Origin of the sequence: Algoriphagus resistens (assembly GCF_001442615.1) — a bacterium.
Classification (GTDB): Bacteria; Bacteroidota; Bacteroidia; order Cytophagales; family Cyclobacteriaceae; genus Algoriphagus; species Algoriphagus resistens.
This window is the reverse complement of sequence record NZ_LMXN01000007.1, coordinates 30,219-52,129: the sequence shown is the minus strand read 5'-3', so window position 1 is coordinate 52,129 and position 21,911 is coordinate 30,219. Positions and strand designations below refer to the sequence as shown.

The window sequence follows — 21,911 nt, the reverse complement described above, 5'->3', positions numbered from 1 at the left end:
CTTATCGTTTTTTTAGATAAAGTAACCTTCTTGTAGCAGCTGTAGATTTTGCCCAGTCAGCAATTCTATAACCAATCACCCAGGCTATTTGGCCTTCTGAAAGTACTACTTTCACGGCATGTTTTTTCACTATAGGAACTTTTAGATCTATTAAAAAGTCTGAGATTTTCTTTGCGTTTTTCATTCCCAGAGGCGTGAATCTGTCTCCTTCCTGCCAAGTTCTGATTTCTAATGGAAAACTAAGCCGCTCTAGATCAAGCATAGCATTTTGACGGCTTTTGTCCAGGTCTTCTTTACCCTGCAGCTTTAGGATTTCATACCTGCCTTCAGGCAAAACAAATTCAATATCATTTTCAGAAATTGTTATAGAGTCAAACGATTGGGGTATTGCAGCCAGAATAAGCTGATCCCGGTCAATATTGAGTAAATGACTTGGGCTTTCGAATAGCTTTCCGGACTCGCCTGACCGGCAGCTTTCCAAAATAACTTGTGCCTGATCGGAATTGAAGCCGTATGGACGAAGCCAAAAGTACAGAAGCGATGCCGCACCACCGGTCTTTACGATATCAGCAGTAGCAAGAATCTGTAACCGGTCTGCTTCCTTGATTTTTTCATTTTTCCAGTTTTCAAACAATGAGGTGAAAGCCTTTCCGGTGTCTTTTAGTCTAGCGAAGCTGTTCAGTAAGTTCGATTTAGCATCATCGGCTACCTTGTAAAGTGCCGGCAAACTGATATGCCGGATCTTATTGCGTTTGTAGTCAGTCGTTTTATTGGAGCTGTCTTCTCTCCATTCTATGTTGTTCTCCAGGACATATTCGTGGATTTCTTTTCTGCCAAAAGCCAACATCGGTCTGATTAGCCAGCCTTTGCGCTCAGCCATTCCATAAATCCCTTCAATACCGGTGCCTCGCAGCAAGTTCAGAAAAATAGTCTCTATCTGATCATCTTCGTGATGAGCTAGAATAATTCCTGCTAAATTTCTTTCTGACCTTATCTTTTCAAACCACTGATAACGAATCTCTCTTGCTGCCATTTGCGTAGAGATATTTCGCTCAGCTGCGAATTTGCCGGTCTCTGCACGGTAGACATGGAATGGTTTAGGTAAACTTTCCGCCCATTTGCGGAGAAAATCTTCATCTGCATCACTTTCCGCTGCGCGTAATCCAAAATTGACATGGGCTATTTCAAAAGGGATTTCTGCTTTGGTAAGAAGATTGCCTAAACACATGCTGTCGATTCCACCGCTGCTCGCCAATAAGTAGGTTTTGGATGGATCTAAAATTGATTTGTCCCGGATATGCCGGATAAAAGCTTCAACCATTGATCAAAAATATCATTTTCTGCTAATTTTGCCCACATTCGTGCTACTATGACTTCAGCCTTATTTCGTATTTCTTTTTTCCTATTGTCTTTTTGGGTGGTTTCTGCCTCAGCTCTGGCACAGGAAAAGTCCGTTTTGGAGATTAAAAGTGCAGATGAACAGACTGGGGCAAAAGGTGTTGATCGCTTGCTGGGGTCTGTACAGATGAAGCATCAGAAAACGTTGATTTACTGTGATTCTGCACTTTTTTTTAGGGATGAAAATAAGGCTAGGCTTTTTGGGAATGTGAGAATTATAGATCAGGAAGATCCTGTACAGACTACCAGCACTTATGCTGAATACGATGGGAACACCAAAATGGCAAAGCTTAGAAATAATGTGGTGTTTACAAACCAAAAAACTACCCTTACCACAGAATACCTGGATTATGACCGTGCTGGCAATATCGCATACTATTTTAACGATGGAAAAGTAGTCGATTCAGTAAATGTTCTCACAAGTGAGCGTGGCAAATATGAGGTGAATATTGAACGGATCACATTTCAAAAGGATGTGGTGCTGGTCAATCCGGATTACACTATGAAAACCAATGATTTGGTTTACATGACAATCCCCAAAACTGCGGAAACAAAGGGGTTGACAAATTTGATTTCAAAAGACGGGAATACGCTCGATGCACAAAACGGGAGTTTCTATGATACACAGGCAAAAAAATTCAGGTTTTATGAGGGGATTGTAGAGACTGAAACGAGCAGAATAAAGGCCAGAGAATTGTATTATAGTGAGTTGGAAGCCTATTATGAAGGGAAAGAAGAGGTGAGTGTGCTCAATAAAGAACGGCAAGTAGAAATCTTTGGTGATGTAGGCGAATATTGGGATGAGCGAAAATATAGTCTGGTCCACGGAAATGCTTTGGTAAGAAAGTACTTTGAGAAGGATACGCTTTATATGGCTTCGGACTCTTTGATATCACAGGATGGAGAAGCGGATTCTATGAAATATTTGTTGGCTTTTAGGACCGTTAAGCTGGTGAAATCGGATATGTCCGGTGCAGCCGACTCGTTGGTTTATAATTATTCAGATTCATCCATACAGCTTTTCAAAGACCCAGTGATGTGGAATCAAAAAAGCCAAATTACAGCTGACAGTATGGTCTTTTACATTGCGAATGAAGAACTCGACCGCGTTTTCATGAAGGATAAAGTGTTTGTGATCACGCAGGATACAATAAGTAATTTCAACCAGATGAAGGGTAGGACAATGATTGGCTATTTTGAAGATGGTCAAATGGATAAGATTGATATTGACGGAAATGGAGAGTCGCTATATTTTGCGTTGCAGGCAGATACCATTTCTCAAGGGATAAATAAAACGCTGAGTGCTAACATCAAACTCCGATTTAAAGAGGGGGTAATTCAGCGCGTGACCTATGGTATCAAACCTGACGGGAAATTCACACCTTTTCAACTCATCACTGAAGAGAATTCCAGATTAGAAGGATTCAATTGGAGATTCGAAGAAAGACCTACATTGGCTGATATAAATGCTTGGAGAAAGCCCGAAGAAATCGATCCGGAAGCAGAAAATTTGTTTAATGATCCGGTGATAGAATTGGTTTTGCCAACCGATGAAGAGATCTTAAAATCACTGGAAAAACGCGGATGGAAACCAGAAAAAAAGAGTCCATAACTATTTCTTGAAGATGAAATCAGTAGGCAACGTGTTTCGTATGAAAAAATTTTATAAGGGTTAACAGATTTTAACCGCTTTTTTCTCTAAATACATAGCCATTGGCTTAATTTTGTGCGTATATTGAAGAGAGTTACAACACAGAAGGCGTATCGATAGAAATTTTACATGAAACGATTACTCATTTTTTTTACATGGCTTTGGCTATTGATTCCCGTTGTTGGGGAAGCGCAACAGATACGTGTGTTAAGTGATGGGCTGGAGTTTCGCGGGGACTTGGGCTCTAAACAACGTAAGACAGTCATTCTTCAAAACGAAACTGATAAAGTAAAAACATATCTACTAAAAAGCCTCCGGGGCAATATTGGTTCTTCTCAAAGAGTAAGGATATGCATTGGGGACGAGTGCTATGATCCAAAAAAAGATCTTGCAAAAATTAAATTGACATTGGAGCCGGGCGAGCTGTTGACAGATCTGTATTTGGAGTTTGATATGGGAATAGCTGAAACAAGGGGGTCCTTTGACTTGTCATTTGTAAATGAAAGCAACCTTAGAGATCAGTTTCTCGTCGAAGCCAGGTATGAAGTCGAAGATTCTGCAGTCAAAGTAGATGAGTTTGACTATGAGGATATTGTACTTAGCGATGTGTATCCAAATCCCAGTGTGAGAACGGCTCAATTTGATTATAACTTCAAAAACCAATCTGTCAAGGCAAGAATTGCTATTAATAGTTTTATCGGGAATCCCATAGCAGATTATGAACTTACACCAGAAAGAAACACGTTAGCAATTGATGTGTCTGATTTCAATCCAGGGATTTATTTCTACACACTTTTCTTGGACAATAAAAATATTGTAACCAAGAAGCTCGTTGTCAAGAAGTAAGAGTTGCTATATCCAACAATCATCCATTTGAATCCGAATAATTAACCCGTATATTTGCGGTCTTGAAAATGAACATGCGCGTACAATCCATTCTATTACTGATTATTATACTAGTAGTTGCCGGTGCCTGTGGTCCGTTCAACAAGCTTGAGAAAAGCACGAACTGGGAGGAGTTATATGCGGGGGCAAACAAATATTATCAGGAAGGTGAATACAATAAGGCTATCATCCTTTACGATAAGGTATTGCCTGTGATCAGAGGGAGTGAAAAGGCGGAATTGGCAGATTATAATTATGCCAATTGCCATTTCAAGACGAAGAGATATATTGAGGCTGCCGGTTATTTTAGTAATTTCTACCGGACATATAATAGAAGTCCATTGGCGGAAGAAGCATTGTTTATGAATGCCTATTCCCTTTACCTTGACTCTCCGGATGCTAATTTGGATCAGCAAAGCTCTCGGGAAGCCGTAGCTGCTATTCAGCAATTTGTTACCAAATTTCCTGCTTCAGCTAGCTATGAGCGGGCAATGGATATGCTTGTTGACTTGCAAGGTAGATTTGAAGAAAAAGCGTACATGGAATCATCTATGTATTACCGACTGAAGGATGGCCTGTATCCAGGTGATTTTTATCGTGCATGCATAATAAACTTTCAGAACTTCATGAAGAATTATCCTGAGAGCAAGCATAACGAAGAGCTTGCCTACAAGCTTGTAGAGGTGAGCACGGGATATGCTGAAAACAGCACTTTCTTGAAAAAGAAGGAAAGATTGGAAGATGCGTTGGGTTTTGCAAGCACATTTTATCGCAGGTATCCAACCAGTGCCTATACAGGAAAAGTGAAAGAGATAGAAGAGAAAGCAAAAGAAGAATTGGAATCTCATTCTATTGACCTAAAGGACTATAATGAACGTTTAGCTGAACAAAAAGCGCAAGCATTAGAGAATAAAGCAATAGAAAAAGTAGAAATAAAATAGAATTATAATCAACTAAGAATATGGCAGTTAATCCATCCATCATTACAAGAGATCTCGATAAAATCGCTGACAAAACAGGCAATATTTATACGTCTCTTCATGTAGTCGGTCAGAGAGCAAAACAAATCTCAAATACGTTGAAGGAGGAGTTAAACATCAAGCTTTCTGAATTCGCTTCTACAGTCGATAATTTGGAAGAAGTATTTGAAAACAAAGAGCAGATCGAAATCTCCAAGTTCTACGAAAGAATGCCGAAGCCAAGCACATTGGCTATGGAAGAATTCATGGAAGGTAAAGTATACAGCAGACTTCCTGAAGAACCAGCCGGCGAATAAATTTATGAGCCTCAAGGGTAAGAAAATCATATTGGGCGTGACAGGAAGCATTGCTGCTTACAAGTCAGCTGTTCTTACCCGTCTATTAATTAAAGCAGGAGCAGAAGTGCAGGTCATTATGAGCACTTCTGCTTTTGATTTTATCACACCGCTCACCTTGGCAACACTTTCCAAAAGGCCGGTTTTAAGTCAGTTTCAGCATGACAAAACCGGAATTTGGAATAATCATGTAGAATTGGGGCTTTGGGCAGATTTATTTTTAGTTGCACCAGCCAGTGCAAATACCTTGGCGAAATTCGCCAATGGCATATGTGATAATTTACTTTCTGCTAGCTACTTGTCTGCAAGATGTACTGTGATGCTAGCTCCGGCGATGGACCTGGACATGTATCAGCATCCTTCGGTACTTTCAAACATTGAGAAATTAGAGACCTTCGGGAATGTAGTCCTTGATGCCGAATCAGGGGAATTGGCCAGTGGATTATCTGGTCGGGGCAGAATGATGGAGCCGGAACATATTTTGTTGAAGGTGGAACAGTTTTTTGCGGTAAAGTCTGATTTCAGTGGAAAGAAAGTGATGATAACTATGGGGCCTACGCAAGAGGCAATTGACCCTGTGAGGTATGTAAGTAATCATTCCAGTGGCAAAATGGGGCTTGCTTTGGCAAATGCCTTTCTTTCGCGGGGTGCCGAAGTGTTTGTGATTTCCGGCCCGATTTCATTAAAAGTCCCTAAGGTTAATTTTCGTTGGAAGGATGTGAAATCTGCTAGTGAAATGTATCAGGCAGCTGTTGAAATCCATGAACAAATGGATATTTGTGTTTTTGCGGCAGCTGTAGCAGATTATGCTCCTGCGGAAGTTTCTCCGGAGAAAATTAAAAAAAAGGATGCGACTCTTTCGATTAATTTGGTAAAAAATGTAGATATCGCTGCAAAATTAGGAAGTAAGAAAAAGCAAAACCAAGTGCATATTGGCTTTGCTCTGGAGACTGAGAAGGAAGAGGAGAATGCCCAACGTAAGCTTTCTGAGAAGAATTTTGACATGATCGTCCTCAATTCAATGAAGGATCAGGGGGCTGGATTTCAGTTTGATACGAATAAAGTGCATATTTTTCATAGATCAGGATTGACCGTTCAATCTGAGATTGCTCCCAAAAAGCAAATTGCTAATCTGATAATAGATCAAATCAAAAATATCCCAGTTTGGGTTTGAGCCTTTTTATTTCCGTATTTTTAAGAATATAAATTCGTGCATGTCATGTGCGACGAACTGCCGGATGATTATTCAATTAGAGATTTTCCCGAATCAAGCTCGGGACTTGCTAAATGTTAGCTGAAAAATAAAATTAAACATATGAAATCGACACGATTAAAATCATCATTAAAACACACAGTGCAATGATTATTTTAATCGTCAAAGATTCCATCTGACCATTTTAAAACAATTATAATCAATGAAATCGAGCATGACTCCAGCGTCACACACTGGGATGATTATAATGCATACGAGATTCCATATGACAGCTGATAAACAAAAAATAAACGTATGATAAAAGGAATTCTTTTGACACTCTTTTTTTGCTATTCATTCCTTGGGTTTTCTCAGGAGTTGAATTTTACCGTAATTATCAATAGCGACCGCGCGAGAATCCAGAATACAGACGTTTTTAACCAGATGAAAACCAGTTTTGAGCAATTTCTTAACGGGCGATCGTGGACTACCGATGAATTTCGTCCCGAGGAACGAATCAAAGGGAACCTGCTTATTACGATTAATGATGTGCCACAGGTAGGGACTTATAATGCTACGGTTCAGATTCAGACCGTCAGGCCTGTTTATGGGACTAATTACGAAAGTTTGGTTTTTAACTTTGCAGATAGGAATTGGAGTTTTGATTATATAGAATCACAACCACTGGAATTCAACCGGTTTACGTACCTGAATAATATTAGCTCTCTGTTGGCATTCTACGCTCATATCTCTTTGGGATTGGATTATGATTCTTTTGAAAGCCGCGGTGGTAGCGAATTCTTTGCTGCAGCAAATGATATAGTAAATAATGCCCAGCAATCAGGTAGGCCTGGCTGGACACAAAGCACCTCTGATCGACGGAACCGCTATGCTTTAAATAACGATATCTATACGTCTTCGGTCTTTTCTGTGATCCGGGATGCCTATTATTTGTATCATCGCCAAGGGTTGGATATTCTTCAGATTCGTCCAAAAGAGGCATATGCTAATATCCTAGAAGCAATTCGGATTTTGGCAGAAGCTAATAAAACTCAGCCTAATGGTATATTTGTGATTTCTTTTATGGATGCCAAAAGTGATGAAATAACTTCAATTATGAAAAATGCTTCCCTTGAGATTCGAACAGAAATAGTCGAACTACTTTTGGAAGTTGATCCAAATAATGCGAGAAAGTACAATGAGCTGCTGAAAAGCTAAGCTCGATTTTTTAGTTTTGCCCTAACGAACACTTTACCAATGCTCAAATCTCTTTGCATTTCTAATTATGCTCTGATCGACCAACTGCATATGCAGCCTAGTCCAGGACTCAGTATGATTACCGGCGAGACTGGCGCTGGAAAATCCATTATGCTTGGTGCTGTAGGTCTGCTTCTAGGGAACAGAGCTGATACGAAGGTCTTACTTCATGAGGATAAAAAGTGCGTTATCGAAGGCGTGTTTGAAGTGGCGAGTTATGGTTTAGAGGAGTTTTTTGATCGAAAAGAGCTAGATTTTGAGCCCACTTGTATTATACGCAGAGAGATCAGCTCTACAGGGAAATCCCGGTCGTTTGTAAATGATACACCTGTACTATTGGACGTTTTGAAGACGTTGGGGAGTTTTTTGATGGATGTGCATTCCCAGCATGATACGCTACAATTAGGAGAAGGAAGCTACCAGCTGAGTTTGATTGATGCATTTTCTCAAGCTCAGGAAGAAGTTGAACACTATAAGGCAGCATATAAGGCCTTTCAAAAAGCTCAAAAGGCCTTTAACGAACTCAATAAAAAAGCTGTTGAATTGCAAAAGGAAGCAGATTTCAATCAATTTCAATTAGAAGAATTGAGTACGCTGGGATTGAAGGAAAACGAGCAAGCGGAACTGGAATCTACTCAGGAAATTCTTGAGAATGCGGAAGAAATCAAGCTGAAGATCAACGAAATGTTGAATCTTTTCCAGGATGAGCAATTCGGAATTTTACAAGGAATGTCTCAGATCCAGCATGGGATGCAATCTCTGGAGCGCTTGGCGCATGTGTTTTCAACATTGAAAGAGCGTTTTCAAGCCGTGAACATCGAATTAAAAGATATAGAAGAGACACTTGGCGATGAAGAGACCCGGGTAGAAGTTGATTTTGAGCGATTGGATGAGATCAGAGATAGATTGAGCAGGATTTATCAACTGCAGAAAAAACATGGGGTAGCATCTATAGAAGAATTGATGGAACTGGAAAGGGAGCTGGCGGATAAGGTATTTCAGGTTCAGAATTTGGATGAAACGCTAGCAACGGCAAAACTGGAATTGGAGAAAAGCAGGATGCAGGTTGCCGATTTAGGAAAAGCTCTTCGCATAAAAAGGCTGGAGAGTTTTCAAGGGTTTCAGAGTTCTCTGGAAGAGCTTTTGGCCGGTCTGGGTATGGAGAATTCCAAAGTTGTAATGGAACACAAACCCATTGAACCTTCTGCAAATGGAATGGACGAAATTGAGTTGCTGTTTTCTGCAAATAAAGGATCTTCCCCGCAGCCATTGAAAAAAGTGGCTTCAGGAGGGGAGTTTTCCAGATTACTTTTTGCTATTAAATATTTGATGGCGGATAAAATGGCCATGCCTACGTTGATTTTTGATGAGATAGATACGGGTATTTCTGGGGAAGTGGCTTTGAAGATGGTTGGAATGATGAAGGATATTTCGCTCAAACATCAAGTGATTTGTATAACTCATTTACCACAGGTGGCAGGCCAGGGCGATCTTCATTATTTTGTTTACAAAGATAATTCTACTGAAAAAACTGTAAGTAAAATCAAACTACTTGATCAAGATGAGCGGGTGTTGGAGCTTGCCAAAATGATTGCGGGAGCTTCTCCCTCTGCATCAGCGATAGAAAGTGCCAAGGAATTACTCCGGCGCTAATTGTTGCATTACATCTATTTGAGGGCTTGAATGATTATTTTTTCCTATTTTTGGGCAATATTTTTGAAAATAACCCCTAGCTATATGCCAGAAAATTTGCTGAAAGGAAAACTCGGAATTATTACCGGTGCTCTCGATGAGAACTCAATTGCATGGAAAACAGCGCTTAAAGCGAAAGAACAAGGAGCAAGATTTGTATTGACGAATGCGCCAATTGCCATGCGTATGGGCGCTATCAATGAACTTGCAAAGGAATGTGATACCATTGTGATTCCCGCGGATGCTACTAGCACAGAAGATATCGAAAAACTCTACACTGAAGCCAAAGAATATCTTGGAGGAAATTTTGACTTTCTATTGCACTCCATAGGAATGTCCCCAAACATCAGAAAAGGAAGGTCTTATGGTGATCTAAACTACGATTGGGTGATGAAGTCTTATGATGTGTCTGCGATCTCTTTTCACAAGATGATGCAAGTGGCAGAAAAGCAAGATGTTATGAATGAGTGGGGATCAATTATTGGTCTTTCTTATATCGCAGCTCAGCAAGTTTTTCCTTTTTACACAGATATGGCTGATGCGAAAGCTTTGCTTGAGAGCATTGCGCGTGGGTATGGCTATAGATTCGGTAAATTGAAAAAAGTAAGAGTTAATACAATTTCCCAGTCCCCTACTAAGACTACAGCTGGTTCTGGGATTGGAGGATTTGATTCGTTTTACAATTTTGCAGAATCCCTTTCTCCTCTTGGGAATGCCTCAGCAGAAGCCTGTGCGGAATACATTGTAACAATGTTCTCTGACTACACTAGATTGGTTACCATGCAAAACCTATATCATGATGGAGGATATTCCTTTACCGGAATTTCAGAAGATATCATGGAGAAGTTTAAGGATCTGTAATTACCTAGTAAACATACTTCAAAAAAGCCCTTTGGAAACTCCATAGGGCTTTTTTGTGGGTACAGTTCGTTGGTTTTATATTTTTTGCTGTGACTTTTTGGCTTAACTTATTGAGCTAAACTAAACTGCTTTCTATGCTTAAAAGACATTTACTTCTTATCCTTGTTGGCTTATATCTTTCCTTTCCATCATTTTCCCAAATAGAACCTGCTCCAGACAGAAATGAAGGAGACGGGCAGTATGAGCGGTTGATTTTGAGAGGAGTAGTTCTCATCGATGGAACAGGCGCTCCGCCTGTGGGGCCGGTGGATATTGTTGTGGAGAAAAATAGAATCTCTCAAATTCAGATAGTAGGTTATCCAGGAATGACGATCGATGAAAATCGTAGACCAAAAGCAGGCCCAGATGATAAAGTCTATGAGTTGGAAGGACACTACCTACTTCCGGGATTTGTAGATTCTCATGGGCATATCGGTGGGCGAGGGCAGGGGACACCTGCGGAGTATGTGTTTAAACTTTGGCTGGCTCACGGTATCACGACGATTAGGGATCCTTCGGCTGGCAATGGACTGGACTGGGTGCTGGATCAAAAGAAAAGATCTGCAGCTAATGAGATTACAGCACCTCGGATTTTGGCATATACCAGTTTTGGGCAAGGAGCCAAAGCGCCTATTACCACCGCAGATCAGGCAAAAGCCTGGGTAAATGAAAATGCGAAAAAGGGAGCTGATGGGATTAAATTTTTTGGTGCAAATCCTGAAGTGATGAAGGCTGCGATCTCCGAAAATAAAAAAATTGGGCTCCGCTCAGCCATGCATCATCAGCAATTGAACGTGGCGCGGTGGAATGTGTTGAATTCTGCCGAAGCGGGCTTGACTTCTATGGAACATTGGTATGGGTTGCCAGAAGCTCTTTTCGAAGATCAGACGATTCAGGATTTTAGGTTGGATTACAATTATCAAAATGAACAGCATCGTTTCGCAGAAGCTGGAAAACTTTGGAAGCAAGCTGCCACACCAGGTTCTGAGCATTGGACTAAAGTGATGGATAAATTGCTTGAATTGGATTTTACACTCGATCCGACCTTTAATATCTATGAAGCGAATCGGGATATGATGCGTGCGAGGACCGCAGAGTGGCATGACGTTTATACACTCCCTTCCCTTTGGGAATTTTATGCGCCAAATCGTCAATCACACGGTTCATACTGGTTTGACTGGACCACGGAGGAGGAAATCCTGTGGAAAGAAAATTACAGGCTTTGGATGGCTTTTGTGAATGAATACAAAAACAAAGGGGGAAGAGTGACAGCAGGATCTGATTCTGGATTTATATATCAGCTCTATGGATTTGCATATATCCGTGAACTGGAACTGCTTAGAGAAGCGGGCTTTCATCCGTTGGAAGTTCTTCGATCTGCTACACTCTATGGTGCGGAATTACTAGGAATGCAAAATGAGATCGGTACTGTAGAAGTTGGCAAACTGGCAGATTTTGTGATTCTGGAGGAGAATCCATTGCAAAATCTAAAAGTGCTCTACGGAACTGGGGCTATCAGAATTGATGAGAATAACAAACCAATTCGAGTGGGCGGAGTAAAATATACGGTGAAGGATGGTATAATTTATGATGCAAAGAAACTTTTGGAAGATGTGAAAGTGATAGTGGATAGGCAAAAGGCAGAACAAGGATATGTTATCACGCAGCCTGGGTTGGATTGGTAAACAGTATTAGAATTATAACTAGAGCACCACGCCAATAGACCAAATTGGAGGATTGCTCACTAACACCATTTAGTATGCCCCAAATCAATGTAAACGGAGTTGATATTTTCTACACGGATCAAGGAAATGGGGAGGAAACGATTGTCTTTTCCCATGGCTTGCTTTGGAGTCATAAGATGTTTGGTGATCAAATCGAATTTCTTCAACCCCGGTTTCGCGTGATCGCATATGATCATAGAGGGCAGGGTCAAAGTGAGGTAGTAGGTCCATTTGATATGGATACGCTGTCTGAGGATGCCGCGGAATTGATCAAAGAACTATGTGTTGGTCCTGTACACTTTGCAGGGCTTTCAATGGGAGGTTTTATAGGAATGAGACTTGCTTCCCGATTTCCAGAATTGATCAAAAGCTTGGTGCTGATGGAAACTTCTGCGAATTCTGAGCCTGTGGAAAATTTACCAAAATACAAGACCCTGAACGGAATTGTCAAATGGCTGGGTATTTTTCCGCCAGTAGCAAGTAAAGTCATGAAAATCATGTTTGCCGAAAGCTGGCTGAATGATCCCCTAAATTCTGAGAAAATAGAATTTTGGAAAACAGAATTAAAGTCAAATAAAAAGAGTATTTCCAAAGCAGTGGATGGAGTAATATATAGAAAGGGTATTGAAAGCGAGATTGGAAGAATAATTTGCCCTACTATGATTATAGTGGGTGACGAGGATGTTGCCACTGCCCCGGTAAAGGCGAAATTTATCCAAATGGGAATCCCCAAATCGAAGTTGCACCGGATTCCTGGGGCAGGTCATAGTAGCTGCATAGAAAAACCCAAGGAAATTAACCGTCTATTAGGAGATTGGTTAATTGAAAAGAGTTGACTTCTTTTATTCTTGATCGCTAAAGGCCTCAATGGAGGTCTTTCTGTTTTTTTCCATTAAATATTCCATTAAATGAAACCTTTTTCTATATTTACATGTATATACATTAAATACAAAAACAAAAGATATGGGAAGTCTAGAAGAAGCAATCAAGCAGAAGGAATTCAAAGACCCATACAATAAGTTGGTCGTCAACTTACTCTATACGCACAGCTATCTTGTATCTGCTCAGAATGGTATCCTGAAACCTTATGATCTTTCTCCAGAGCAATACAATGTGCTCCGTATCCTAAGAGGACAAAATGGAACGCCTATCACAGTTTCGTCTATTCAGGACAGGATGTTGAATAAAATGTCCAATGCGAGCCGATTGGTGGATAAGTTAAAAGCAAAACATCTGTTGGAAAGAAGGGAATGTCCCAGTGACAGAAGACAGGTTGACATAATCATAACTGAAAAGGGACTTCAGATACTGGATGATTTGCAGAAAAGTATGGAGGGCTTTAACAACAAAGTGGTTAATCTCACTGTTGATGAGGCAATTGTTTTGAATAATCTTCTTGATAAATTAAGGGGATAAAAAATTTAAATTAATACGTGTATAAACATTAGATTTCGATACAAACAAATAGTTAACTTAAACAACAAAAATTATGAGCACTACAAAATGGATTATCGACCCTACACACTCTGAAGTTTCATTCAAAGTAAAGCACTTGGTTATTTCTACAGTGACCGGATATTTCAAAGAATTCGAAGGAGCTGCAGAGAGTTCTTCTGATGATTTCGAAGGAGCGTCTGTGAATTTCTCAGCAGATATCAATAGCATCGATACCAATCAAAAAGATAGGGATAATCACCTGAAGTCGGCTGATTTCTTTGACGCAGAAAATCATCCTAAATTGACTTTTGCCGGAAATATCCTCAAAGATGGAGGAGGTTATAAATTAGTCGGTGATCTGACGCTGAGAGATGCCACTAAAAAAGTGGAGCTGGACGTTGATTTTGGAGGTGTAGCCGGAGACCCTTATGGACAGACCAAAGCAGGATTTGAAATTGAAGGCAAAATCAACAGAAAAGACTTTGGTCTTTCCTGGTCAGCAGTCACTGAAGCTGGCAGTGTAGTAGTGAGTGATCAGGTTCGCTTGATCTTGAGCGTTCAGCTTGTTAAGCAAGCTTAAGTCACTTAACCTTTGAGGTCTAAATGACCTTGAAGGTTTGTCAATTTAGAATAGCTTAGAGAGTTAGATCTCATAGGATATACTTTCTGTTCAACCATTTTCTCCCCCAACAACTATGAAACCATTAATCACTGGAATCCACCATATCACTGCGATAGCTGGAAATCCTCAGGCAAATATTGATTTCTACACCGGAATTCTTGGATTGAGGCTGGTGAAAAAGACAATTAACTTTGATGCGCCCGGAGTCTATCATTTCTATTTTGGGGATGAATTGGGAAGACCAGGGACAGTATTTACTACTTTTCCTTTTACTGGAGCCCGTAAAGGCGTGAAAGGAGCTGGAGAAGTAACTTACACAGCATTCTCTATCCCTTCAGAGTCTTTGGACTATTGGAGAGCGCGTTTGAAAAAATATGGAATTCCCGTGTCTGATGTGTTGGCACGTTTTGGTGACAGACTGATCCGGTTTGAGGATCATGACAGCATGGGTATTGAGCTGGTTGCCAATGATCGGGATGACAGAACTGGCTGGTCTTATGGGCAAGTGCCCGCCGGGTATTCCGTCAAAGGATTCTATGGAGCTACTTTAAATCTCCGCGACAAAGAGTTGACCGAGAAGTTGTTGACTGAGCATATGGATTACCGTTTTATCGGAGAGGAAAATGGCAGATATAGGTATGGCACTGAAGGAAAGCCTGGAGATATAGTGGACATAGTAATTGATAAATCGGGAAACCGAGGATCACAAAGTGCCGGGACGGTGCATCATATCGCTTTCAGAACAGAGAATGCAGCGTCACAACTTCAAGTTCAGGAAATCTTGATTCGAAATGGATATCAGGTTACTGAAGTGAAGGATCGCAATTACTTCACCTCGATTTATTTCCGTGAACCGGGCGGCGTGTTATTTGAAGTAGCAACAGACGAACCCGGTTTTGCCATTGATGAGGACGAAGCACATTTGGGCGAGTTGATCAAATTGCCAGAATGGGCAGAGCCAAACCGGGAAAAACTAGAAGAGAGTTTGACTCCAGTCAAGTTAAATGTAGAAGCATATGACTAATATAAAAAGGGCAGGTACTTCTTTAGCCGATGCGAAAAAGGCTGCGATATTGATCCATGGAAGAGGAGCAAGTGCGGAAAGTATTCTTTCCCTGGCGCAATACCTCCAGCTGGATGAGTATGCGCTTTTGGCCCCAGAGGCAGCCGGAGGTACATGGTATCCCTACAGTTTCATGGCTCCAGATGAAGCAAATCGAACGGCGTTGGCTTTATCCTTAGAGACCGTAAAAGATGCATGGAATCAAGTTGTTGAAGCAGGTATTTCCTCCGAGAATACTGTACTGATCGGTTTCTCCCAGGGAGCGTGTTTGAGTCTTGAATTTGCTGCACAACATGCGCAAAAGCTGGGCGGTGTGATTGCATTTACAGGAGGTTTGATAGGTGAGCAACTGATGCCTGAAAAATACGCAGGAGATTTTTCAGGCACGCCAATCTTTATAGGAAGTAGCGAAAGAGACATTCACGTACCTCTTGATCGAATAAAAGAATCAGAAACCCTACTGAGCAGGATGGGTGCAAAAGTGAAATTATTGATTTTCAAAGATTCTAATCATACAATCCGAAAGGAGGAAATCGATTGGGTAAACGAAAATATATTGTAAATAGGTTTTCTTAATTCAAAAAATCCTCTGGCAGTTGTCAGAGGATTTTTTTGTCCCATTTCAATTATGAAATATTCTTTGCTGATTTTTCTATCAAAATCCCTCTAAAAATCATCTTGTAAATAGCTGATTATAAAATAAATACGAGAACTTCTATTGATTTACTCTGCAGGTTATTTTTTTCTATTAGAAGGAATAACTCACTTGGGATCCTCGCTCAGGATCGAGTTCCACATTTGCGAAGACACCGATTTCCTGCTGCAAATCCTCCACATGACTGATGATTCCGACAATCCGATTTTCATGACGAAGGGACTTGAGTGTTTCAAAAACCACCCGAAGCGCATTTTTGTCCAAAGCCCCGAATCCTTCATCCATAAAGAAAAAGCTTTGATCAGCCTGATTGAGTGCTTTTACCTTTTCTGCCAAAGCCAGGGCAAGACAAAGCGAGGCTTGGAAAGTTTGTCCTCCAGATAGTGTTTTCAGCAGACGCTTTTTGCCTCCATTGAGGTAGTCAATCACCCAGAACGTATTATTGTCGTCGATGTCAAGGCTGAGCTGGTTTTTACAAAATTTCATAAAGCGTACATTCGCAGTATTGCATAGTTCCTTGAGATAAATGGAGCTTACGAACTTCACAAATCCACTGCCCCGGAACATAGTGTCAAGTTCCTTGAGGTAGCTTTCTCTGATCTCCAGTTTGGCAAATTCTTTCATCAAAACCTTCTTTTCCGAAAGTTTAGTGAGGATTTCCTGAATTTCCTTGTCTAGTAAAAGAACCTGGTTTTGGAAAGATTCAGCCTTGATTTTCAACTCGTTGAATTGGGAAGAAAGCTCCTGAAATGCTTGCTCCTGAAACTCGGCAACGCCATTTTCTCCCTCCAATTCCTGAATCCTGTTTTCGGCGATGGCTAGTTTCTGGTCAAACTGGGAGATCTCACGGGCCATTTTCTCGGCATCAATCGAGTGGTGGAATAAATGGATCAATCGATCTTCATCCATAAATCCATACTTGGTTTTCAACGAATCATATTCCGAATTTAGGTTCTGGAGTTTTGTAGAGCTTTGGTCTCGAAGCTGGGTGAAATTATCGATATCTGTCAGATTTCTGATCTGCTCTCCTCGTTTAATCTGAAGGTGTTTTTGCTTTCCGTCCAGCGCCAGTAGGGCTTTTTCTATATTTGCCTCAACACCTTCAATGGTAGCTTGAATAGCTTGAGGAGTTTGGTGGAAATATGCTTTACAAAAAGCCATATCTCTGATCTCTTCTTTTTTGGAGGAAATGTTGGACAGGATTGATTGAAGTTTCAACTGCGCTTGTAGTATTTCTTTCTCGAATTGATCGATTTCTATCCGACTGGCTTCCCAGTTTTTACGAAGTGTCTTTATTTCTTGAAGTATTTTTTCTCTGATCTGACTACTTTGTTCTATCGCCTGGATTTTTTCCAGTAAGCTGGTCTGGGAATTTATCTCATATTCTGCCAGATTGGCTTTTAATTCAGCTAACCTTTGCTGGAGTTCCTGAATTTCGAGATTGGTCGAATGTAGTTTTTTTTGGTGATTTTCCAGATGGAAGACTAATTCGTTTCGTGATGATCTAGAGGTTTGAATGTTTTCTAGAATTAGTTTGGCCTCTTGTATTCGTGTGTTTTTTTTCTCCAGATCACTTTCTCCATCGCTTTCAAGGGGGGTTGGATGTTCTAGAGCTCCGCAAAGTGGACAGGCTTCACCCTGATGTAATAAGTGAACATGCGCAGCAAGACCTTGTTTTTGAATCAAGGTGTCCCGCTGCTTTTCCAATTCTTGTATTGCGGTTTTCTGGGATTCTAACCAAGTTTCAAATGATTCCTCACCTTCTGGAATACTGGTTGCCAGTGCTTGAATCTGTCCTTTGACATTAGCTGCTTCTATGGTTAATTCTTTTGCTTCCAATTGAGTTTTATCCAATTGAGACTCCAGTTGTTTCCAGTCTTTTGAGGAACTGATCAGATTAGCCAAGGCCGAACTATCTGTGGCGCTGATTTTCTCAATTTCATTTTCCAGTTCAGTAATCTTTGTTTCCAGTACTTTTTGGGATTGTTTTTTAACTTCTATAGTGGGTTTGAAATTACTTAAAGTCGAATCTGCTTCCTCTCTCTGGATTTCGAGCTTCTGGATTTCTACAACTTTCTTAAGGTCACGGATTTTCTCCTCACGCTGGGGCCTTTCCTGATTCTTTTTTTTAAGCTCCTCTTCTTCCTTTTCCAAATCTGCAACTTCTCTGGCAAACTCAATTTTAAATCGTTCACAGTCGATGACTCTGACCTTATATTTTTCAAAATCAGCTTTTGTATCCCGTATCTGTTCCCATACCGGTTTGAGGTAAGTTTTGGCTTTGAGAAACTCAGAATGTAGTTCCCGTTGTTTCTCGATTTCCGGTTTCAGAAGATTCAGATCTTCCCTTTCGGCTCTAAACTTGAGCAATTGTTGGTTTTTCTCCCGGATGTTCTCTTGGGTTTTGAATTCTACTTCCGCGTTTTTGAGCTTAAGGGAAGCCTCATTTGCATGGGTTTTCAATTCAGAAAATAGACCTTGCTTGTCTTGCAGGATTTCTTCTGAATATTCTTCCAAGCCTTGCAACTGAGTCTCCAAACGGATTTTTTGCTCTTTGACGGATTTGAGGAGAATGCCGGTTTTGAAAGAAAGATCAAAGCGCTCCAGTCCGAAAAGCTCCTTCATCATTTTGGCTTGATCGAGCGGTTTTTGGTCAATAAACTCCCGGAATTTCCCCTGAGGAATAATCACCGTCTGCTTGAAATGCTCCTTTCGCATGCCGACGATCTCTTCAGCCCGTGCTGTTATCGGTTCCCACTTTCCATCCACTTTTTCATAAAACGTGTGTTCTGCTGGCCGGATATCGTCAAAGTTCTTAGAATTTCTTTTGGCGCAATAGCGCGCCAAATAGGTTTTTGCGTTATTCAGTCCGGAACTGAATTCGAAGTTTAACAGCAACTGATCACTCTGCAAATTGACCATGCTGTTCTTTTCCCCGCGGTCAGAAAGTCGCTCAGTGCTTCCATAAAGTGCCAAAAGAACCCCTTCCAAAATTGATGATTTACCACTTCCCACCGCACCAAAAATCCCAAACAGTCCGGCTGCTGTGAGCTTGTCAAATGCTATTGTCTGTTTTTCTTTGTAGGAATACAATCCCTGAATCTCAAGTCTAACCGGAATCATGCGTGGTCGTTTTGGCTGGTGATTTCTTTGAAAATTGTGAGTAATTCCTCGTTTGGTTTCTGGCCTTTTTCGCTTTCGTAGAATAGTTTAAAGAGACTTTCCATATCTTTTTCCAGATCTTCGACCTGCAAACTCTGATTTTCGCGACCCAAAGGGTTTTTTATCTGTGGAATCAAATTTACGATACCGTCGTGTGCTTTCATTATTGCTTTTCTTGTGGCTGCCTCAATACTGCTTTCCGTCACATATGTTAATTCTACAAAGCAATAGGGGTTCTCTTCCAACCAAACAAGGGTTTGCGGAAGGTTATCAAACGTTTTCCGATAGAGCGGTCTACCTTCTTTCAAGCCAATAGCCTTATAATTTACAGGCTTGCCGGGTTCGGCTTCGATGATTACTACCTTCTTCTCCTGGTCAGCTTCACTGAAAGAGTAGGCGAGGGGAGAGCTGGAATACACCACTGGGCAATGCTCGTGACTCAACCAATGATAGCGATGCAAATGTCCCAAAGCTGCATATTGGATCTGCGAAGGAATATTTTTGGTGAATAGTGCCTGAGTTCCGCCCACGTGCAGGATAGGACGTTCGGATTCTGGTTCGGGCTCAGGTTTTTCACCTTCCTTCATAAAGAAGAAATGGCCGGCAAAGAGATTGACTCCTTGTTCATCGCAATACTGGTTTGCTATTTTCTTCCAGTTTGCTCCCATCAGATTGCGGAACTCCTCCTCGCGATCTCCTTCACCCAGATAAGTTTTCATCGAAACTTCATTGGCGTATGGAGCCAAAATAATTCGGACCGGAAAGTCTATTTGAGGCAATTTCAATTCCACAAAACCAGAATCCGCTTGTGTGATTTCTATTCCATTATCCAGGTTTCCCAATGGGATGAGGGTATCGTATTTTCCATAGAAAAAGATGCCCATCTCCCGGGCCAATGGATCCGGGGCTTCGACAAACTGCGTACTATCATGATTTCCTGAAATCGCTATAATAGGCCTCCTCCCTCCATTTGTCAGTCTGCGAAGTGATTTATAAAGCAATTCCACCGCTTCATGACTGGGGTTAAAAGTGTCAAAAATATCCCCAGCCAATAGAATTAAGTCTACCTTCTCCCGGTCAGCGATTTGCCTGATTTCTTCTAAAACCCGTTTTTGTTCTTCCAGTCTGGAATACTCCTGAAGTCTTTTTCCCAAATGCCAGTCTGCAGTGTGGAGGATTTTGATCATGTGTCGTCTAAAAATGGATGAAAAACCAAGTTACTTCAGCGAAGTACTTGCTGCAAGCCATTTAATACAATTGTCATTAATTGGCATCTTTATTGAAAAGACAGGCAATAATCCAGATTATCCTATGTGGAATTGGCTCCTTATTTTCGTTGCCTCGCTCGTGTCCGAGCAATCTCAACCAATAATGGCTCCAGATGCTTTGTTTATTCAGGAAGGAGTAGCAAGCTTCTATGGGCGAAGATTTCATTTGAGGAAGACGTCAAATGGAGAGATTTTCCACATGGATAGCCTCACTGCTGCACATAAAACATTACCATTCAATACCCGAATAAAGGTCTCTCGCGAAGATACGGGCGAGTCGGTCTGGGTTAGAGTGAATGACAGGCTTCCTAAAAACTCGAGGAGGATCGTGGATTTGTCGCGAGCCGCGGGGGTGAAACTAGGACTTCTTCATGATGGAATCACCACAGTGAGGATTGAAGTGGAAAATCCCGGAGAAATAGATCGACTTATAGAGTATTTTGGGGACGATCCGCCTTCCACAATGCGGCTGAGACGGGTGGAAAAAGTTATAGTTCCGCCTAAGGCAGAAATAGATACAAGAATTCCTTTTTTTTAGAATCATTAACATCCTTTATACAATAAAGATTTTGAGATTGAAGAATTAGTTAGTTTCTTAATAGTTGAAACTACTATTTCAATGAAAAACTCTACTCATTTACTTTTCGGTTTTTTATTAGTCCTATTTTCTGCCTGTGAGAAAGATAAGGAAAAGGTCGAAGAAGCTCCCACAGAATCCTTTAGAAATGAAGTCGCCGCTACTGAGGTGAATATTGCCACGGCTGAGCGCAAAAGCTTTGATTATCTGATCAGTGCTCCGGGAAAATTGGAAGCAGGAGCAGAGGTGATGACAGTTATCGAGCAGGCTGGGTATCTATTGGAAGTAAATGTACGTGAGGGGCAATTTGTAAACAAAGGTGATGTCATCGCCAGATTGGATGCGACAGAGCCGGCTTTTAAATTAGAGAAGGCCAAGATCGGACTGCGCAATGCCAATGCGCTATATGAATCTGCCAAATATGGCTTTCCTAAATTATTTGCTTCTGATAGTATAGAGCAAAAGGCAATAGTAGAAGACCAGCTTAAAGCCACGAATGGGGTCTTCCTCGCAGAAGTTGATCTCAGAGAGGCTCAGTTAAGTTTTGACAGAAGCGTTGTAAAGGCTCCAATATCAGGTCAAGTAGCAGATCTCAAGTTTAAGGCCGGTAGCCTGGTGAGTGCCAACCAAGAGCTTTGTCAAATCTTGGGGACCCAAGAGTTTATCCTGAAAGTAAAAGTATTGGAATCTGAGATCAGCCTTATTTCAATTAATCAAAAAGCAGAAGTTTACCCGGTTTCTAAAACCCAGACCGCATTGAGCGGTAAGGTCACGGGCATCAATCCAAAAGTAGATGAGAGCGGATTGGTTCAGGTGTCTATCTCCTTACCTGCGAATAAAAACCTCCTTCCGGGAATGAACGCCCGAGCTGTGATCCGTGCCCCCCAAAACAATAGTCTGGTCGTGCCAAAAGATGCGCTTGTTTTTCGATCAGGCCGGGCGGTGGTCTTTACTATAGAAAATAAGGAATCCAAATGGAACTATGTGGAAGTGGGAAAAGACAATGGAGAAGAAGTGGAGATTCTAGATGGTATTGAGGAGAACAGCACGGTAATCACCTCCAATAACCTTCAACTTGCGCATCAAGCCCCGGTTCAAATCGTAAAAGAATAA

19 protein-coding genes are annotated in these 21,911 nt (G+C 41.1%); 16 read left to right on the top strand and 3 right to left on the bottom strand.

Going from position 1 to position 21,911, the window contains the following annotated elements:
• Position 1: 1 nt before the first annotated feature.
• A complete protein-coding gene (tilS, locus tag AS141_RS13825) occupies positions 2-1,321 on the bottom strand; it encodes a tRNA lysidine(34) synthetase TilS (RefSeq protein WP_057938267.1) in 1,320 nt (439 codons plus the stop codon).
• Between the two features lie 48 nt (positions 1,322-1,369).
• On the opposite strand from tilS, the gene AS141_RS13820 reads away from it, so the two are divergent.
• The 14 genes from AS141_RS13820 (at position 1,370) to AS141_RS13755 (ending at position 15,698) form a co-directional block, all read left to right on the top strand.
• Positions 1,370-3,010 carry an OstA-like protein gene (locus tag AS141_RS13820; protein ID WP_057938266.1) on the top strand — a complete coding sequence of 547 codons (1,641 nt, stop codon included), beginning with the start codon at positions 1,370-1,372 and terminating at the stop codon, positions 3,008-3,010.
• 168 nt (positions 3,011-3,178) lie between these two features.
• Positions 3,179-3,895 carry a T9SS type A sorting domain-containing protein gene (locus AS141_RS13815; protein ID WP_057938265.1) on the top strand — a complete coding sequence of 239 codons (717 nt, stop codon included), beginning with the start codon at positions 3,179-3,181 and terminating at the stop codon, positions 3,893-3,895.
• 74 nt (positions 3,896-3,969) lie between these two features.
• A complete protein-coding gene (locus AS141_RS13810; RefSeq protein WP_057938264.1) occupies positions 3,970-4,875 on the top strand; it encodes an outer membrane protein assembly factor BamD in 906 nt (301 codons plus the stop codon).
• A 20-nt stretch (positions 4,876-4,895) separates the two neighbouring features.
• Positions 4,896-5,210 carry a DNA-directed RNA polymerase subunit omega gene (locus AS141_RS13805; RefSeq protein ID WP_057938263.1) on the top strand — a complete coding sequence of 105 codons (315 nt, stop codon included), beginning with the start codon at positions 4,896-4,898 and terminating at the stop codon, positions 5,208-5,210.
• 4 nt (positions 5,211-5,214) lie between these two features.
• Positions 5,215-6,423 (top strand): bifunctional phosphopantothenoylcysteine decarboxylase/phosphopantothenate--cysteine ligase CoaBC, encoded by a 1,209-nt coding sequence (gene coaBC / locus AS141_RS13800; protein WP_057938262.1) that lies wholly within the window; start codon positions 5,215-5,217, stop codon positions 6,421-6,423.
• Positions 6,424-6,756: 333 nt separating this feature from the next.
• A complete protein-coding gene (porD, locus tag AS141_RS13795) occupies positions 6,757-7,659 on the top strand; it encodes a type IX secretion system protein PorD (RefSeq protein ID WP_057938261.1) in 903 nt (300 codons plus the stop codon).
• Positions 7,660-7,698: 39 nt separating this feature from the next.
• On the top strand, positions 7,699-9,351 hold the full coding sequence (recN, locus tag AS141_RS13790) for a DNA repair protein RecN (RefSeq protein ID WP_057938260.1): 1,653 nt from the start codon (positions 7,699-7,701) through the stop codon (positions 9,349-9,351).
• Positions 9,352-9,435: 84 nt separating this feature from the next.
• Positions 9,436-10,251: an enoyl-ACP reductase FabI gene (locus AS141_RS13785; protein WP_057938422.1), complete on the top strand. Its 816-nt coding sequence runs from the start codon at positions 9,436-9,438 to the stop codon at positions 10,249-10,251.
• A gap of 134 nt (positions 10,252-10,385) precedes the next feature.
• Positions 10,386-11,975 carry an amidohydrolase family protein gene (locus AS141_RS13780; protein ID WP_057938259.1) on the top strand — a complete coding sequence of 530 codons (1,590 nt, stop codon included), beginning with the start codon at positions 10,386-10,388 and terminating at the stop codon, positions 11,973-11,975.
• 74 nt (positions 11,976-12,049) lie between these two features.
• A complete protein-coding gene (locus tag AS141_RS13775; protein WP_057938258.1) occupies positions 12,050-12,850 on the top strand; it encodes an alpha/beta fold hydrolase in 801 nt (266 codons plus the stop codon).
• Between the two features lie 127 nt (positions 12,851-12,977).
• Entirely contained in the window at positions 12,978-13,430 is a 453-nt protein-coding gene (locus AS141_RS13770) for a MarR family winged helix-turn-helix transcriptional regulator (RefSeq protein WP_057938257.1), read from the top strand.
• Between the two features lie 73 nt (positions 13,431-13,503).
• Complete coding sequence (locus AS141_RS13765; protein ID WP_057938256.1) at positions 13,504-14,031, top strand: YceI family protein; 528 nt, start codon at positions 13,504-13,506, stop codon at positions 14,029-14,031.
• Positions 14,032-14,146: 115 nt separating this feature from the next.
• Entirely contained in the window at positions 14,147-15,097 is a 951-nt protein-coding gene (locus tag AS141_RS13760) for a ring-cleaving dioxygenase (protein WP_057938255.1), read from the top strand.
• Positions 15,090-15,698 carry an alpha/beta hydrolase gene (locus AS141_RS13755; protein WP_057938254.1) on the top strand — a complete coding sequence of 203 codons (609 nt, stop codon included), beginning with the start codon at positions 15,090-15,092 and terminating at the stop codon, positions 15,696-15,698. The genes AS141_RS13760 and AS141_RS13755 overlap by 8 nt, the downstream gene beginning before the upstream one ends.
• A 186-nt stretch (positions 15,699-15,884) precedes the next feature.
• Here AS141_RS13755 and AS141_RS13750 read toward each other — a convergent pair whose 3' ends face one another.
• Complete coding sequence (locus tag AS141_RS13750; protein WP_057938253.1) at positions 15,885-18,914, bottom strand: AAA family ATPase; 3,030 nt, start codon at positions 18,912-18,914, stop codon at positions 15,885-15,887.
• The gene (locus AS141_RS13745; RefSeq protein ID WP_198293551.1) at positions 18,911-20,140 is read right to left on the bottom strand and encodes a metallophosphoesterase family protein; all 1,230 of its coding nucleotides are present in this window, start codon (positions 20,138-20,140) and stop codon (positions 18,911-18,913) included. The genes AS141_RS13750 and AS141_RS13745 overlap by 4 nt, the downstream gene beginning before the upstream one ends.
• Before the next feature lie 13 nt (positions 20,141-20,153).
• Between AS141_RS13745 and AS141_RS13740 the strand changes: the two genes are divergently transcribed.
• Together AS141_RS13740 and AS141_RS13735 are read left to right on the top strand one after the other, a co-directional pair.
• Positions 20,154-20,759, top strand: coding sequence for a septal ring lytic transglycosylase RlpA family protein (locus tag AS141_RS13740; protein WP_232424918.1), 606 nt, complete (start codon positions 20,154-20,156; stop codon positions 20,757-20,759).
• 81 nt (positions 20,760-20,840) lie between these two features.
• A complete protein-coding gene (locus AS141_RS13735; RefSeq protein WP_057938251.1) occupies positions 20,841-21,911 on the top strand; it encodes an efflux RND transporter periplasmic adaptor subunit in 1,071 nt (356 codons plus the stop codon).